Raw genomic sequence first — 14,664 nt, 5'->3', positions numbered from 1 at the left:
AAGACAATCCAGCTCCGACGCTTGCAGCACCGCAAGCTCGCCGCTTAACATCAATCCAAAATCGAGGCCAACACTCCGCTAAATCAAGCAGCCATCAGCGCCAAATGTTCAGACGACGGACACTCAGCACGATGACCACATCCAGCCACGGCGAGAAATTCTTGATGTAGTAGAAGTCGTAGTGGAGTTTCTCCAGGACATCGCCGACTTCGACGACGTGTCCCTGGTTTATCTGCGCCCAGCCGGTTATGCCCGGGCGCACGATGTGCCGGTAGCGGTAGAACGGCAGTTCCGCCTGATACCAGCGCGACAGCACCACGGCTTCCGGACGCGGACCGATCCAGCTCATCTCGCCACGCAGTATGTTGATCGCCTGCGGGAGCTCGTCGATCCGCGACCTTCGCAGGAGACCGCCTATACGCGTGATGCGGCCATCGCGGTTCTTGGTGATGGCCTTCTCCCTTTCGTCTTCGGTCCCCTCATCGCCGTCGATATGCATCGACCTGAATTTGTAGACCGTGAAGACCTCGCCGCGGTACCCCATCCGCTCCTGCCGGAACAACACGGGTCCAGGCGAATCCAGCCGAATGACGATCGCTACCAGAAAAAGCAGCGGTGAAAAAACAGCAAGCACAAGCACCGCCGCCAGCCAGTCGATCGCCTGCTTGATCTTGATATAGGCCTGGTTGGGATTGAGGGAGCCGAGCGTGTTCTCGGACAGGTTCTCGATCTCGACGCGGCCGGTCAACGACTCGCTCACCTGCTTGACGTGGTAGACGGGTACGCCGGCAAGGGCGCTGTCGGCGATGAACCTTTCCCAGTCGTCCGAAAGAACGGCGCGCAGATCGGCGACGACGCCGTTGACGCGTTCATATGCGGCGTGAGGCGCCGAAAGATGATGCCAGACGACGCCGCCGATCTTGTCGAGCCGGTCGACTTCTCCGCCCGGGACGACTGCCAGCCGATAGGGCTCGAGGCGTCGGGTTGCGAGGCCGAGGCCGAAATACCAGAGGGTCGACAGCATGAAGCTGCTGGCCGCCTGGAAGCGGCTGTAGTCGAGCCGGAAAAAGAAGATGGTCACAAACACGAGCCCGTATGAGAGGGCGAAGGTCGGCAAGATGTAGCCGGCGGCCGCCACGCCAGGAAAATTGCCGATCCGCTTGTAGACGAAGAAGCCGATCACATGGGCAAAGACGGCCGCGGTGATCGTCACCTGCAGGTTGGTCTCGAGGATCACCCGGGGATCGAGCGCCATACGGATCAGGGCAGGCGCCAGGATTGCCACGGTCAACCCGCCGAGGAGCTGGAATCTGATTCGCAGCAGCAGATGACGCTGCTTCGGCAGGTTCCCGATCGACACGCTCACCTTAAAATCTCTCGGGCCGGATTCATATTAGAGCAAGCTTTCGGGCAATCGTGAGACGGAAATTTACTGAAATCGCTTTTACAAGAATCGGTTAGCGTCAATACATCATTGATAATACGAACGAAACCACTTTACAAATTCTGCAACGCCCTCGCGCACTGGTGTGTTTGGCTTATAGTGGACAGCATTTTCCAGCTCTGAGACATCCGCGAATGTATCGGGCACATCGCCCGGCTGCAGCGGCAGCAGCTTCACGATAGCTTTGCGGCGCAGTACCACTTCCAGCGCCTCGACATATTCGGTCAGCTTCACCGGGTTGTTGTTGCCGATGTTGAAGATGCGCCAGGGCGCGCTGCTCGTCGCCGGATCCGGATCGCCCGAATCCCAGGCGGAATTGGGAGCTGCCGGCTGGTCACTCGCCCGGATCACGCCTTGCGCGATGTCCTCGACATAGGTGAAGTCGCGCGTGTGGTTGCCATTGTTGAAGAGCTCGATCGGCTCCCCGGCAAGGATGCTTTTCGTGAACAGGAATAGCGCCATATCCGGCCGGCCCCACGGTCCGTATACCGTGAAGAAGCGCAGGCCCGTCGTCGGCAGTCGGAACAGGTGACTGTAGCTATGCGCCATCAGCTCGTTGGCACGCTTGGTGGCGGCGTAGAACTGCAGCGGGTGATCGGCCGGCCGATGCTCCGAGAAGGGCATGTTGGTGTTGGCGCCATAGACGCTCGACGTGCTGGCGTAAGTGAGATGCGCGACGCCGGCGTGACGGCATGCCTCCAGCATGTTGGTGAAGGCGACTATGTTGCTCTCAACGTAGGCGTGCGGGTTTTCCAGGCTGTAGCGAACGCCGGCTTGCGCGGCGAGGTGGATCACACGATCGAATTTATGATCGGCAAAGCACGTCTCGACAGCGGCGCGCTCGGCGAGATTGGCTCGAACGAAATGGTAGCCGGAATTGGTCCGTCTGTTTGTTTCCTCCAGGTTGCGAAGCCGCGCCTCTTTCAGCTTGGGGTCGTAGTAGTCATTGACAACATCGAAACCGACCACCTCGTCGCCGCGCTCCAACAACGCTTTCGCGACGTGGAAGCCGATAAAGCCGGCGTTGCCGGTGACCAGAATCTTCATGGGATGCAATCGCAACTTGTGGACCTGGAAACTACCAGCCCGAGGTCAGAAATGCCGCTCACGGCTAAACCGGTTTTCCACTCCACGAATCGGACGCCGGACCGTCGCAAGCTACCGCACTCCTGGGTGAAAGAGCCAAGAGCAGCTGATGGCACTCCGCCTAACCGGCGGATGCGGCAAAGGTTAGGCGGCGACGAGATCCTTCACGTCCATGCTCACCGCGACTTCGCCGCTCATGATCTTCAAAAGCACACGCGCACGGTTAGCTGAATCGAGTTTCTCGAACAAGCCGACAAGGTCCGCAAACGGACCCGAAAGGATGCGGACCGGGCTTCCAGCCGCGAGTACGGAGCTGAAATCGAGCAGACCCTCCGTGTCGGTGATTGCGATGAGCTGTTCGACCATACCGATCGGACATGGAACGGGCCGTTGGCCGCGCATGATCAGTGAGCGGACGCCGATTGTTCCGTTAACTGAGCGCCAGCGGTCGAGATCAATGTCCAAAGCGACGAACATATATCCGGGAAAGAAGGCCGCCCGGCGCACGAGGATGCGCCTAGCATGACGAACCGTGCGTTTCTGGCGCGGCAGAAATGGCACGAAACCCTGTCGGCGCAAATGCCACTCGGCACGTTCTTCCATGCCCGGAAGCGAACTCACAACATACCAGCGAGGCAATCTGACATCGTGATTACGGGGATGGACCATGTCCCGGATTCTTCCGCTGTATTGGCCCCCAGCAGAAACTTCAACGTCAATATTCCTTACTGCGAATTAACGGATGAAGCTAATCTGATAAAGTCTAGTGAGCGCAGCATAAAGTCAAGATTGGATCGGCATCTAAATCTGACCGTCGCGGAAAATGCCCCCGAGGGGTCGTGAACTGAAATCTTCGCTTCGCACACTACGCCTTCCCAACAGATCACAGAGCCGATCCTGCCGATAAGATCACAACGGAATAGTGATATTGTCGCAGAGCCGGCTATTCAGCCACAGGCCGAGGCGTTTTCACCGCGGCCGTGTTGCCGGAGCACCAAGCGGACCTTTGTCGTGCCGACGCCATGATTGCGAAATGGCACGCCCCTCACGCACAACATCAGTGATGCATTCCAGGAAACCGGAAAACGTTGCGAAAGGTATGATCGCGCCGCCGGTTCAAGCCTGCTTTGACATTCACATGCGAGACGAGGAGAGGACTAATGCCGCTGTTGATCCGCATTCACGCCCGGGTGGCGCGAAAAGCCCTTTGCGTCATGGCGCTGCTGTCCTTCACCAGCGCCTGCCTCTACGCAGCGCCGGCTTCCGCGAAAGACTTCGAGTGTGCCTGGCGGCCTGTCGATGCGGATACTGGGGGAGTTCACGATGTGAAATCGTTGCTGCCGTTGGGCGACCCGCTCGACAACCCGGCGCAATTGATGGCCGTGGTCGACACGTTGCGTAAACAAGGCCTGGCCGAAATCCTGATCATCGACAATCTGATTGGCCAGTATTGTCCGATAGTCGCGGCTGACACCTCCCTCAACGATGACCAGAAAACTCTGCGCGTCCGACAGTTTGCGACCCAGATAACAAGTCTGGTCTTTTCCGCGGAAGATGCCCAGGAAATTGTGCTGGACGTTCCGTTTCCGCCGGATGTTGTCGATCAGATCGAGGCGAAGGCCAGGGCAGCCGGAGTAAGCCCGGAAATCTGGATTGCGGAAACGGTTTCGGCGGCGATCGGGAAAAACCCGTAAGCCTCAGCTCAAATCCATCGGGCCAGAAAGGCGCCGAGCATCATCAGGATCAGGACTGTCGCCCCAAGAAGACACGCTTTGAGGCCGAACGACAGGACTGCAAGCGTGCCGATCGTGGCTCCGGCGACGAAGGCTATCCAGCTCAGCAGATTTGACGCAACTTCCCCTGCCTTGCCTCTACCGCGAAGCAGGCGAGCAATCGACTGGCCAAGACCGAACAGTGCCCCGGTGATGAAGCTCTTGCCGACGTCCGCTCCAGCTATGACCTGATGCATGGTGTTCTGCATGCCCATCGCCATCGCTACAAGCAAAAGAGCGGGGTGATTGTTGCCTTGAAGCGACAGAGCCAACGCAACAGCCAGGAACATTGCTTCGGCAGTGAGGATGGACGCCAGCAGCCGAGTCCCCGCCGCGTCCGCAATCCATGTGCCTACGCCCGCTCCGAGGACGAAAGCGCCGACGATGACCGCAACTGCAACGATACCGGGCAGATCGCCTGATGCCAGGACGATTCCCAGGTGCGTGCTGTTGCCGCTCATGAAGGAGACGTAGAGATGGTCGAGTTCGGAGTAAGCTGCCGCATCGAGGAATCCGGCGAGGATCGTCAGTAGCGTCGCATAGACGACTGGACGTGACGGCTGCGAGATCATCGAGGCGCTCTTGCCGTCTGGCGACGAGACTTGGGATGGGCCAGGTACGCGTGGGGAATGCCCGACAGGCTCGGCCGTCGATTCCACGGGACCGTTTCCAAGGCCAGCACTGGACATTTTGGACATTCGATTTTTGCGCCGGAGGATTGCCAGCGGTTTGGTCGTCCGACCCAACCGCTGGCACGAGCGTAGTCGACCCCTATCGCAGCAGGGGGCGATCACCTTCCGGGATCTTCCTGATCTCGGCGGCGGTCAGGTTTGTGTGGGCTCTGGCCGCCTGTTCAGGAAGCGCTCTCAGCCACCGGTTCAGCGAGATTTCCTGAAATTCGAGCGCGACGAACATCTCGAGGAAAACAAGGTCTTCATCACCGGTGTTCTCGATGTAGTGACCCGCCATGTTGGAGACGAAGCCGACATCGTTGGCGTTGAAATCCATCGTGCGGGCCGCCTCCTGTCCCGGAAACACGGTCATGCGGCCCTTGCCCTTGAGCCAGTATTGCCATTCGCTGCCGTTCGGATGCCAGTGCATCTCGCGCATGCAGCCGGGCTTCACCGTCACGATGGCCGAAGCGATCTTTTGCGATGCCGGGAAGTTCCGCGAATCGACGACCTTGACGTTGCCTGCTTCGCCTTCCTTGGTCGGTTTCATGGTGCTGGCCTTGAACGTGTAGGACATCTTCGGCTTGGCGGCGTGACGTGCGACCTCGGCAACTTCCTCGTCCAGCGACTTTTCAGGTTCCTGGCTGCTGAAAATGTAAAGAGGTTCGCCCTTGGGCAGTTTTGCGATCGATTCGATCGGCAGACCGAAATTTCGCTGCAGGATTTCCGGCGGCGTGTGCTTGAGCCAGTCCGACAGCAGGAGCGTGCTTTCCTCCGAGAAATTACCTTGGTTGAAGACGAGAAGGAATTCGCAGCCCTCTTCGCCAAGCGCCTGGATCGAATGCGGGGCGCCGGCCGGAAACAGCCACAGATCGCCTTCGGATACGTCATCTATGAACATTGCTCCGTCCGGCGTGAAGACGGTGACGCGAGCCTTGCCGCTCAGCATGATCGCCCACTCGTCAGCGAGGTGCCAGTGCAACTCGCGAAAACTGCCTTTGGTCAGCCGCATGTTGACGCCGGCAATGTCCTTGGACGCCGGAAGTTCGCGGGTGGTGACCTGGTGGGTCCAGCCACCTTCCTGCACCCGGCGATGGGTGAGGTCGAACGAATACCAGAACGGTTCGACGACGCCGTGATCGGTGGGTGGGGGTACGTCGGAGTTTGGATTGAGTTGCATCAGGGCCAAATTCTTCGGACCCGGATTGCTGGCAGAAGCGTGGCGCTCGGCCCTGTAGGTTTCGTCAGAAAGCGCGCCAAAAAGCGACTTGGGATTGCCTGTGATCGATGAAGACATGGCGTGGATCCTATCTTTCGGTATTTCCGCGATGGTGAAACATCGCTGTCCCGACCTTCACAATTTGACATCCGGTCATTTGATGAAGTCGGATACCGTTAGACGAAACCCTCGTGCTCTATTAAACTATACGTATGAATTTCATCCTGATCTTTTGAATGATGGAGGCACCCAAAGGTATATGTAGTCGAGGAAACCGTCCGCAGCCGTTCGCGGACGGAAGTCAAAGCTGCTGAGCATCGATGTGCAAAGGCGTAGGTGACAAGAAATCGCCCTGTCGCAGCTGTGCGTCCCAGGCAGTTAGATCACTGACCTGCGCTACAAACCGACCGCCGCTGTCCGGCCCTCACAGAACCCGGGTCATCTTCATGCCGAGCATGTCGTAGCGCACGGCGAGATGACCGCTGGGCATCGTGCACACGGCCTCCGGGAACACCTTCAGAACGTCCTGGGCCATGACGCCCTGATAGACGGCATCGCTCCACAGATATTTGAAGTTGTAGAGAGGCAATCCGTTTGCCGCGACGCCGACCATTTCGATGTCGGTCTTGAGGCGGATGTCGCTGATGGTGGCTTCACCGCTGAACCCACCATCTGCCGTGATCTGCGAAAGGAGCGCGCCCTTCCTGAATTCCGGCTTCACATACGCCTTCTTCATCACGCCCTCCGCCCTTTTCGACGACCGTCGATTGTAAAACGGTGGCGGATGTCGGTGCGGAAGTCAACATGAACGATCCGGGTGGAACCACCCGACAGTGACGGGTTCCTACTGCAGTTGCGGCTTCTTGAGAAAGGCGTTGCGGTCGGCGGTCTTGACGCGAAGCCATGTCTCGCGGCCGTCACGCACGATCCGCATAGGAATTTCCGCGCCGGCAGGGCCGCTCGCCCACAGCTTGCGGTAGAAATCGCCGAGGCCTTCGACCTCGCCGTCGCGGACATCGGAGATGACGTCGCCCTGTCGCAGCCCTGCTTGCGCCGCCGGGCTGCCTTCCGACACGCTCATGACGATCACCTCGCCGTTGCTTTCGGCCGAGAAGGCTCCGAGCCAGGGGCGCGGCGGCTTGTCGACCTTTCCGCGGCTGACCAGATCGTCCAGGATCGGCGGCAGGAGGTCGATCGGCACGACCATATTGATGTCGGCGATGTCCGCGCCCCGGCTCATCTGCAGGCGTAGCGAGCCGACGCCCAGAAGCTTTCCATCGGAGCCGATCAGCGCAGCACCTCCCCAGGACGAATGCGCGGGCGCGGTGAAGATCGCATCCTCGAGCAGATATTCCCAGTAGCCGGCGAACTCCTGCCTGGCCACGATCTCCGCCTCGACGACCTCGCCGGCGCCGTCTGCAAACACAACGGGATCGCCGACCTTGGCGGCCGAGGCGTCGCCCAGTTCCACTGCCGGGAGATCGAGCGGGGCCAGCGCCTGGACCAGGCCGAAGCCGGTCTCCTGGTCGTATGCGAGCGCATGGGCGGGAAACACGCGCCCGTCATTCGCCGTCAGCCAGACCTCCTCGGCCTCGGTGATCAGATATCCGATCGTGAGGATCAGCCCGCTGTCGTTGATGACGATGCCACTGCCTTCCCGCCGGTTGCCCAGCGCCGCGGCGGTGAAGGCGTCGTCCGGGATCGAGCTGCGCACGGCCACGATGGACCGCAGGATTGGTTCGATTCTCATGTTTTTATCCTGATACGATCCGGCCGCGTGCTCAAGCCGCGCCCGGAGGTGCCGTTTCCTAATAGCTAGGAAACGGTTTGCCGACCGCAAGGCGACGGCCAGCATCGCAATCCAACGCATCGCGATCCGACCTATCGGGATCCGGCCTATCGGGATTCAGACGGCGATCGAGTGCCGCTGCTCGTTCTGTTTCAGGAAGCCGTCGAACCGCGCCGCGATCGTGCGCACGAATGGCCGCCCGCGCTCCGTAACCAGGAACCGTCCGTCCTCCCAGCGAACGAACCGGTCCGCGTCGCTGCGGACGACGGCCTCGGCTCCGGCGACAAGCCGCTCCGCCTCGGCCGGGAACAGGTCCCGCAGCCGGTCGGCGGAAAATCCGAACGCGCACATCAGCTCTTCGATCACCCAGGCCGCCGCCTTGTCCGCCTCCGTCAGCGCATAGCCGCGCACGATAGGCAAACGGCCCGCGAGCGCGGCGCGCTTGTAGTCTGCGGTCGCGGTCACGTTCTGCGTGTAGCCTTGCGGCAGCCGGCTGATCGACGATGCGCCGATCCCGACCAGCATGTCTGCCGTGTCGGTGGTGTAACCCTGGAAATTGCGTCGGAGCCGGCCTTCGTCCTGCGCCCGCGCCAAACCGTCGCCTGGCCTGGCGAAATGGTCGAGCCCGATCGGCACATATCCCGCGCCCGAAAGCATCGCGGCGCCGAGCCTTGCCTGGGCAAAGCGCTGATGCCGGTCCGGCAGCCTCGCCTCGTCGATCAGCCGCTGGTGCTTCTTCATCCACGGCACATGCGCATAGCCGAAGAGCGCGATGCGGTCGGGCGCCAGCGAGATCACCTGGTCGAGCGTGTTGGCAAGCGTCTCCATCGTCTGATCCGGCAGGCCGTAGAGTACGTCGAGATTGACCGAACCGACGCCGCGCTCCCGGAAACCCTCCACGGCCTCGGCCGTCTGCGCAAAGCTCTGGTAACGGTTGATCGCCTGCTGCACCGCCGGATCGAAGTCCTGCACGCCGAAGCTCGCGCGGGTGATGCCGAAACGCCGCCACGCACCGAGCTTTTCCGCGTCGACATCGTTCGTGTCCACCTCGAGGCTCGCCTCGCAATTCTCGTCGATGGCAAAAGCCAGCCGAAGCGCCTCGCCCAGACGATCGACGTCGTCGGGTGCGAGCATCGTCGGCGACCCGCCGCCAAGATGGATGGCGGTGACGCGGCGTCGGCCGAGACGCGCCGCAACCGTGGCGATCTCCGCATGCAGCGCTTCGAGATAGGTAGCAATCGGCTCGTAGCGCAGCACCTGTTTCGTGTGACAGGCGCAGAACCAGCAGAGCCGGTCGCAGAACGGAATGTGCAGGTAGAGCGACACGGACGCACCCGACGGGCTTTCGGCGAGCCACCGCGCGTAAGTCGCGCCATCGACGCCCGCATGGAAATGCGGCGCGGTCGGGTAGCTCGTATAGCGCGGCACGGGCGCCGAATGGCGGTCGATCAGGCCGCGGTCGATTTCACTGACGATGTCGCTGACTGGCATGGCGGGAGAATGGCGTAGCCAGGCGGGATAGGCCTTGATTTCGATCAAGGACCGTCCGGCCGCTGCCCCGCATTCATGGCCACGCAGGCAATACACATAGGCGACTGCGCGTGCGCAAACGGGAAACGAAAGCGATGGGCAAGAAGATCGTCATCGTCCAGGGCCATCCCGACGGCGATCCGAACCGGCTCTGTCGCGCGCTGGCGGGTGCCTACGCCCAAGGCGCCGCGGCCGCCGGACACGATGTCAGCCGCATCGACCTCGCCGCAATCGACTTTCCTTTGCTGAAGACGCAGGGAGAATTCACCGGGGGCGACATGCCGGCGGCGCTGAAGCCTGCCTGGGAGGCGATCCTCGCGGCAAACCACATCGTCATCGTTTTTCCGCTCTGGCTGGGTACGATGCCGGCCCTGCTCAAGGCCTTTCTCGAACAGGTGATGCGGCCGCATTTCGCCTATGACTACAGCAAGACCGGCGGCTGGCCGAAGCAGCGGCTGAAAGGGCGTTCGGCGCGCCTCGTCGTGACCATGGGAATGCCGGCGATGCTCTACCGGCTGTTCTACCTGTCGCATGGTGTCGCCGGCCTGCGCCGCGGCATCCTGAACTTCGTCGGCATCAGACCGGTCCGCACGACCTTGATAGGGATGGTCGAGGCCGCGGGCGGCGCCCGCCGAGCCGCCTGGCTTGAGCGCATGCGACGCCTCGGCGCTGCGGCACTTTGACCGTGCGTCACCAGGGAATATGGCTATTGGCGGGTTCGCGGTCCAACTGATGAACGTAGCCATGAGCGCCCTACGCAAGGACATCCACAATTCCGACGTGCCTCTGCTTTGCCAGAGCTGCGAAGCGCGGCACAAGGGCATGTGCGGCGTACTGGAACCGTCGGAACTGGTGGCGCTTTCGCGTCACACGCGGGTCGTGCGGCATGACGCGGGCGCGGAACTCGCGGCCGAGGCGAGGCCGGTCGAAAGCTATGCCAACGTCATGCGGGGCGTGGTGAAGCTTTCCAAGGTGCTGGAGGATGGACGCCAGCAGATCGTCGGCCTGCAATTCGCGCCGGATTTCCTCGGTCGCCTGTTCAGCAAGGAAAGTGCGGTCACCGCCGAGGCGGCGTCCGACGTCGATCTCTGCCGCGTGCCGAAGGCCGCCCTTGAGCGGTTGGTCGCCGAGAACCCCGCGCTCGAGCATCGGCTGATGCAGCAGACGCTGCGCGAGCTCGACGAGGCCCGCGAATGGATGGTGACGCTCGGCCGCAAGACCGCGTCGGAGAAAGTGGCGAGCTTCCTATACCTGATCGCCACGCAACTCGACCCGTCGGTGGGCGGCGGCAGGCGCGTCTTCGACCTGCCGTTGACGCGCACGGACATCGCCGATTTCCTCGGGCTGACGATCGAGACCGTGTCGCGGCAATTGTCGAAGCTGCGCGCCGAACGCATCGTCGTCATCACCGGCGTCCGTCATGTCGAGATCCCGAACATGGCGGCGCTGAAGGCGCGCTGCGGCTAGCCGGGCCCCGACTTACCCCGCCTTGCGCAGCGCCAGCTGCATCAGCGGCGACAGCATTTCGCGTTCGAAGGCAACGTGACGCCTGACGCTCTCGAAAAAGCCGCGCAGCATGTAGCCGGCCGCTTCCGCCGTCATCTTCGGCTCGCCGCGCCCGATCGACAGCAGCGCATCATGCAGTTCCTCGGCGAAAGACATGTCCTCGAAATGCTCCCATCTCAACCGCTCGATGGTGTTGTCGAGGTCGGGCAGCGTCGCCGACAGCGTCTGGACGGCCGGAAAGAGAACCCGCTCCTCGACCTCATGCGCCGCCGCGATGGTCGGGCAGACGACGCGGGCGAGATGCAGGCAGAGTTGGTGGTTGACATTGCCCGGCAGCCCGTCGGCGATCGCTTCGAGATCCTCGCAGAGCGCCATCTGGCGCGCATGGCTCTGGGCGACGAGCGTAAGGCTTGCATCCATTGCGGGCGTCGTCATGGCATCTCCTCCTGCCTGCCGTTCATCAGGACGAGCGGACGCATGTTGAGCCCGGACGGCCCATCCGCATGGGCGGCGAGGATCACAGTGCGACCAGCGGACACGACCTCCCTAACGGTCGGGAGAGAGCCCCCGGCAGCAGCAGGCGGCGTCACGATCCCCCCGGCAATCCGAACTCCGGTCAGCCGGCTCATCGCGCCCCGTCGCGCGACACGTCCGCGTTTGCCTCCGCTCCGTTCGATTCCATAAGTATTGATATGCCGGAAGCGCCAGGGGCGCCTTGACCTGGATCAAGGCCCGTACAGGGCCCGCCGCACCGCGGCCTTCGCCGAATGGAATGCCCTTTCCCCCTGCGCCCGGAAAAGGGCTTCGCCGTTCACACGCCGATCGGCATGTGTTCGGGCGAGCGCGTTACGGCGCGAGGCGCGGTGATTTCCTTCCAGGTCGACAGCGCCCGGTTGATTGCGGCGAAGGGCTTGCGCGCCACGAACTTGCCGCGGCCCGGCTGCGGTTGCGAGTTCTGGCCGTGCGACCACACGACCTCGCCGCGCGATAGCGTGTAGCGCGGCAGGCCGCTGACCTTGAAGCCTTCGAACACGTTGTAGTCGATGATCGACTTCTGGTTGGCCGCCGAGATCGTCTTCGACAGTTTGGGGTCCCAGACCACGATATCAGCGTCGGAACCCGGCAGGATCGCGCCCTTCCGCGGATAGATGTTGAGTATCTGCGCGATGTTGGTCGAGGTCACGGCGACGAACTCGTTCGGCGTCAGCCGCCCGGTTTCCACTCCGCGCGTCCACAGTACCGGCATGCGGTCCTCGAGCCCGCCGGTGCCGTTCGGGATCTTGCGGAAGTCGGTCAACCCCATCTTTTTCTGCTCGCTGGTGAAGGCGGCGTGGTCGGTTGCCACCACCTGCAGCGAACCGGCGGAAAGCCCTGCCCACAGGCTGTCCTGGTTTGCCTTGTCGCGGAACGGTGGGCTCATCACACGTCGCGCCGCATGCATCCAGTCGGCATTCTGGTACTCGCGTTCGTCGAGCGTGAGATGCTGGATCAGCGGCTCGCCATAGGCGCGCATGCCCTTCTGCCTTGCACGACGGATCGCCTCGTGGCTCTGCTCGCAGGAAACATGAACGATGTAGACCGGCACGCCCGCCGCATCGGCGATCATGATGGCCCGGTTGGTAGCCTCGCCCTCCACCTCCGGCGGGCGCGAATAAGCGTGCGCCTCGGGCCCCGGAATGCCGGCGTCGATATATTTCTGTTGCAGCGCCGCCACCACGTCGCCGTTCTCGGCGTGGACCAGCGGCAGCGCGCCAAGCGCCGCGCAGCGCTGGAACGAGGCGAACATCTCGTCGTCATTCACCATCAGCGCGCCTTTGTAGGCCATGAAGTGCTTGAATGTGTTGATGCCGCGCGCGACGACCTTTTCCATCTCGTCGAAATGCTGCTTCGACCAGCCGGTCACGCACATATGGTAGGAGTAGTCGCACGAGGCCTGCCGCGCGGCCCTGCCCTCCCACTCCTCCATCGCCGCCAGCATGCCGGCCGGCCCGGGGATAACGAAATCGACCATCATCGTCGTCCCGCCGGACAGAGCAGCGAAAGTGCCACTCTCCCAGGTTTCGGCCGCTGTCGTACCCATGAACGGCATTTCGAGATGGGTATGAGGGTCGATGCCCCCCGGCATGATGTAGGCGCCTTCGGCGTCGACCACCTTGTCGCCCTTGAGGTTCCTGCCGATCGCGGCGATCGTCTCACCCTCGACCAGGATATCCGCTTCATAGGTCCGGTCGGCGGCGACAATGGTGCCGCCCTTGATCACTGTCGACATATCAGTCCGTTCTCCCATCTCAGTGAAACCATTCTGCCCCGCCTGGATCGAAATGTCAGCAACGGGATTGCCCATAGCGAACCGCTTGTCACCCCGCCTGCGCGGCAAGCATCGACGGATTTTTTTGCCGGCTGTTTCCCCAGCGGAACGTTTTCCATCCGCCTGCGTTATTTTGTGTTATGCTGCCTCGAAGCTTTCGGGAGGAAGCGTTGGAGAAAAAGCCGTTCTTTGCGCCGGTGTGCATAGAGTCCGCCGGCTGGCCCGCCGGCCTCGACATCGAGGATCTGGAGCAGGCGCTGCAGTTCCTGCGCGACTGGCCAGCCGACCGTCGCGGACCGGTCTATCACGCGGCCTACAACGCCTGCACCGCCGCGCGCGAAGGCTATCTCACCATCGAGGAGGCGAGGAAGTCGTTGTCGGGCTTTGCCCGCATCACGGGCATATTGAGGAATAACGGGCGGCTTTCCGCCCCGCCCGACTCGCGCAAGCGCGAAACCCGGCTCCCGCACGGAGTTCGATAGCGCTGCGTTCTGGTCTTCAGGGCCGGGCCGCCGCCTCGACAATCGATCCTTCATGATGCGGCGGGAGTTCGAAACCCTCGTAGAACTCATGGTAGTTGCAAGTGATTTCCTCGCCGCGCGCGATATCCCGCGTCGCCGTTCCGCCGCCATATACGGAAAAATCGGTGTTGGGAGTATCGGAATGGTTCATGAAGCGGCCGTTGTCGACCTCGTAGACCAGATATCCGGGCTTGTCCGGGCTCGGATAGGCGTAGCGATCGATGAGTTCCTTCATCGTTTCCGGCATGGAGTCATACGTGTCGACAGGGATCAGCCTGTCGAATCCCGGGTCCAGCCGCCAGATCACCGCGCCCTTTCCGATCGGCGCCGCCGCGAAGACGCCCACTCCCTCGATCTCGCTCGCGGCTACATAGGTGCTTACAAGCAGCATGGTCCTCACATCTGGTCGTTGTAGTGTTCCTTGGTCCGGCCGACCATGCGCGCCAGTTCAGAGAAGCCGGGCACGTTCGACTCGCCCTGGCTGTTGTTGGCCATCATCAGCAGGCGGATGGGAAAGCAGATCGCGTCGCGGTTGGCGGGAGACATATCCTCGAACAGCCTTTCTTCGCCGGTCAGGCTCGCCTCGGCTTTTCGCAGGGCGAGGTCTATCTCGTCAATGCCGAGCAGGCCCTTGTGCACCAGCGCGTTGTTGATGGAGGCGACGGCGAGAAGAAGGCCTTGAAGCTGAAGGTTGGCGGTGTTCATGGCTGGTCCCTTCCTTTGGTGGGGCTCCTCCGGCGCACCGCCCCTGGCCGAGGGAAGTTTCGCGGCGGCGTGCCGGCCCGCGAATAACCTTAGGCTGACCGGAAGGTTCCTGA

Annotated in this window: 17 protein-coding genes; 5 read left to right on the top strand and 12 right to left on the bottom strand. The window is 62.0% G+C overall.

Translation table 11 applies throughout. The annotated features are described in order from the left end of the window. Window positions 1–94 precede the first annotated feature (94 nt). The 3 genes from ABLE71_RS12245 to ABLE71_RS12235 all read right to left on the bottom strand — a co-directional run bounded on the left by ABLE71_RS12245 (window position 95) and on the right by ABLE71_RS12235 (window position 3,133). Complete coding sequence (locus ABLE71_RS12245; RefSeq protein WP_348783605.1) at window positions 95–1,366, bottom strand: sugar transferase; 1,272 nt, start codon at window positions 1,364–1,366, stop codon at window positions 95–97. Window positions 1,367–1,471: 105 nt separating this feature from the next. After that, window positions 1,472–2,491, bottom strand: a complete 1,020-nt coding sequence (locus ABLE71_RS12240) for an NAD-dependent epimerase (protein ID WP_348783604.1) — start codon at window positions 2,489–2,491, stop codon at window positions 1,472–1,474. A gap of 183 nt (window positions 2,492–2,674) precedes the next feature. Beyond that, window positions 2,675–3,133, bottom strand: a complete 459-nt coding sequence (locus tag ABLE71_RS12235) for a transcription termination/antitermination NusG family protein (protein ID WP_348783603.1) — start codon at window positions 3,131–3,133, stop codon at window positions 2,675–2,677. Between ABLE71_RS12235 and ABLE71_RS12230 the strand changes: the two genes are divergently transcribed. Together ABLE71_RS12230 and ABLE71_RS12225 are read left to right on the top strand one after the other, a co-directional pair. Beyond that, on the top strand, window positions 3,053–3,373 hold the full coding sequence (locus ABLE71_RS12230) for a hypothetical protein (protein ID WP_348783732.1): 321 nt from the start codon (window positions 3,053–3,055) through the stop codon (window positions 3,371–3,373). The two genes, ABLE71_RS12235 and ABLE71_RS12230, sit on opposite strands and share 81 nt — an antisense overlap. Window positions 3,374–3,690: 317 nt before the next feature. Beyond that, a complete protein-coding gene (locus ABLE71_RS12225) occupies window positions 3,691–4,224 on the top strand; it encodes a hypothetical protein (protein ID WP_348783602.1) in 534 nt (177 codons plus the stop codon). An 8-nt stretch (window positions 4,225–4,232) separates the two neighbouring features. On the opposite strand, the gene ABLE71_RS12220 is transcribed toward ABLE71_RS12225, so the two are convergent. From ABLE71_RS12220 to hemN, 5 genes are all read right to left on the bottom strand, one after another. After that, window positions 4,233–4,961, bottom strand: coding sequence for a YoaK family protein (locus ABLE71_RS12220; RefSeq protein ID WP_348783601.1), 729 nt, complete (start codon window positions 4,959–4,961; stop codon window positions 4,233–4,235). A gap of 112 nt (window positions 4,962–5,073) precedes the next feature. Continuing rightward, window positions 5,074–6,270, bottom strand: a complete 1,197-nt coding sequence (locus tag ABLE71_RS12215) for a cupin domain-containing protein (protein ID WP_348783600.1) — start codon at window positions 6,268–6,270, stop codon at window positions 5,074–5,076. Window positions 6,271–6,616: 346 nt separating this feature from the next. Then, window positions 6,617–6,928, bottom strand: coding sequence for a tail fiber domain-containing protein (locus tag ABLE71_RS12210; protein ID WP_348783599.1), 312 nt, complete (start codon window positions 6,926–6,928; stop codon window positions 6,617–6,619). Between the two features lie 108 nt (window positions 6,929–7,036). Continuing rightward, the gene (locus ABLE71_RS12205) at window positions 7,037–7,942 is read right to left on the bottom strand and encodes a S1C family serine protease (RefSeq protein ID WP_348783598.1); all 906 of its coding nucleotides are present in this window, start codon (window positions 7,940–7,942) and stop codon (window positions 7,037–7,039) included. 156 nt (window positions 7,943–8,098) lie between these two features. Then, the gene (hemN, locus tag ABLE71_RS12200) at window positions 8,099–9,445 is read right to left on the bottom strand and encodes an oxygen-independent coproporphyrinogen III oxidase (protein WP_348783728.1); all 1,347 of its coding nucleotides are present in this window, start codon (window positions 9,443–9,445) and stop codon (window positions 8,099–8,101) included. A gap of 161 nt (window positions 9,446–9,606) precedes the next feature. Here hemN and ABLE71_RS12195 point away from each other — a divergent pair, with 161 nt between their 5' ends. Next, window positions 9,607–10,194 carry an NAD(P)H-dependent oxidoreductase gene (locus tag ABLE71_RS12195; RefSeq protein WP_348783597.1) on the top strand — a complete coding sequence of 196 codons (588 nt, stop codon included), beginning with the start codon at window positions 9,607–9,609 and terminating at the stop codon, window positions 10,192–10,194. Window positions 10,195–10,255: 61 nt separating this feature from the next. Then, on the top strand, window positions 10,256–10,978 hold the full coding sequence (locus ABLE71_RS12190) for a Crp/Fnr family transcriptional regulator (RefSeq protein ID WP_348783596.1): 723 nt from the start codon (window positions 10,256–10,258) through the stop codon (window positions 10,976–10,978). A 12-nt stretch (window positions 10,979–10,990) separates the two neighbouring features. On the opposite strand, the gene ABLE71_RS12185 is transcribed toward ABLE71_RS12190, so the two are convergent. Both ABLE71_RS12185 and hydA read right to left on the bottom strand, forming a co-directional pair. Continuing rightward, window positions 10,991–11,452 (bottom strand): hemerythrin domain-containing protein, encoded by a 462-nt coding sequence (locus tag ABLE71_RS12185; protein WP_348783595.1) that lies wholly within the window; start codon window positions 11,450–11,452, stop codon window positions 10,991–10,993. A 376-nt stretch (window positions 11,453–11,828) separates the two neighbouring features. Next, on the bottom strand, window positions 11,829–13,286 hold the full coding sequence (gene hydA, locus ABLE71_RS12180; protein ID WP_348783594.1) for a dihydropyrimidinase: 1,458 nt from the start codon (window positions 13,284–13,286) through the stop codon (window positions 11,829–11,831). A gap of 209 nt (window positions 13,287–13,495) precedes the next feature. Between hydA and ABLE71_RS12175 the strand changes: the two genes are divergently transcribed. Then, the gene (locus ABLE71_RS12175; protein ID WP_348783593.1) at window positions 13,496–13,807 is read left to right on the top strand and encodes a DUF982 domain-containing protein; all 312 of its coding nucleotides are present in this window, start codon (window positions 13,496–13,498) and stop codon (window positions 13,805–13,807) included. A 16-nt stretch (window positions 13,808–13,823) separates the two neighbouring features. On the opposite strand, the gene ABLE71_RS12170 is transcribed toward ABLE71_RS12175, so the two are convergent. Both ABLE71_RS12170 and ABLE71_RS12165 read right to left on the bottom strand, forming a co-directional pair. Then, window positions 13,824–14,237, bottom strand: a complete 414-nt coding sequence (locus ABLE71_RS12170; protein ID WP_348783592.1) for an SET domain-containing protein-lysine N-methyltransferase — start codon at window positions 14,235–14,237, stop codon at window positions 13,824–13,826. A gap of 5 nt (window positions 14,238–14,242) precedes the next feature. Further along, window positions 14,243–14,551, bottom strand: a complete 309-nt coding sequence (locus ABLE71_RS12165) for a hypothetical protein (RefSeq protein WP_348783591.1) — start codon at window positions 14,549–14,551, stop codon at window positions 14,243–14,245. Window positions 14,552–14,664 lie beyond the last annotated feature (113 nt).

This window comes from Mesorhizobium sp. KR9-304 (assembly GCF_040049215.1).
GTDB lineage: Bacteria > Pseudomonadota > Alphaproteobacteria > Rhizobiales > Rhizobiaceae > Mesorhizobium_K.
This window is presented reverse-complemented; position numbering and strand designations above follow the sequence as displayed.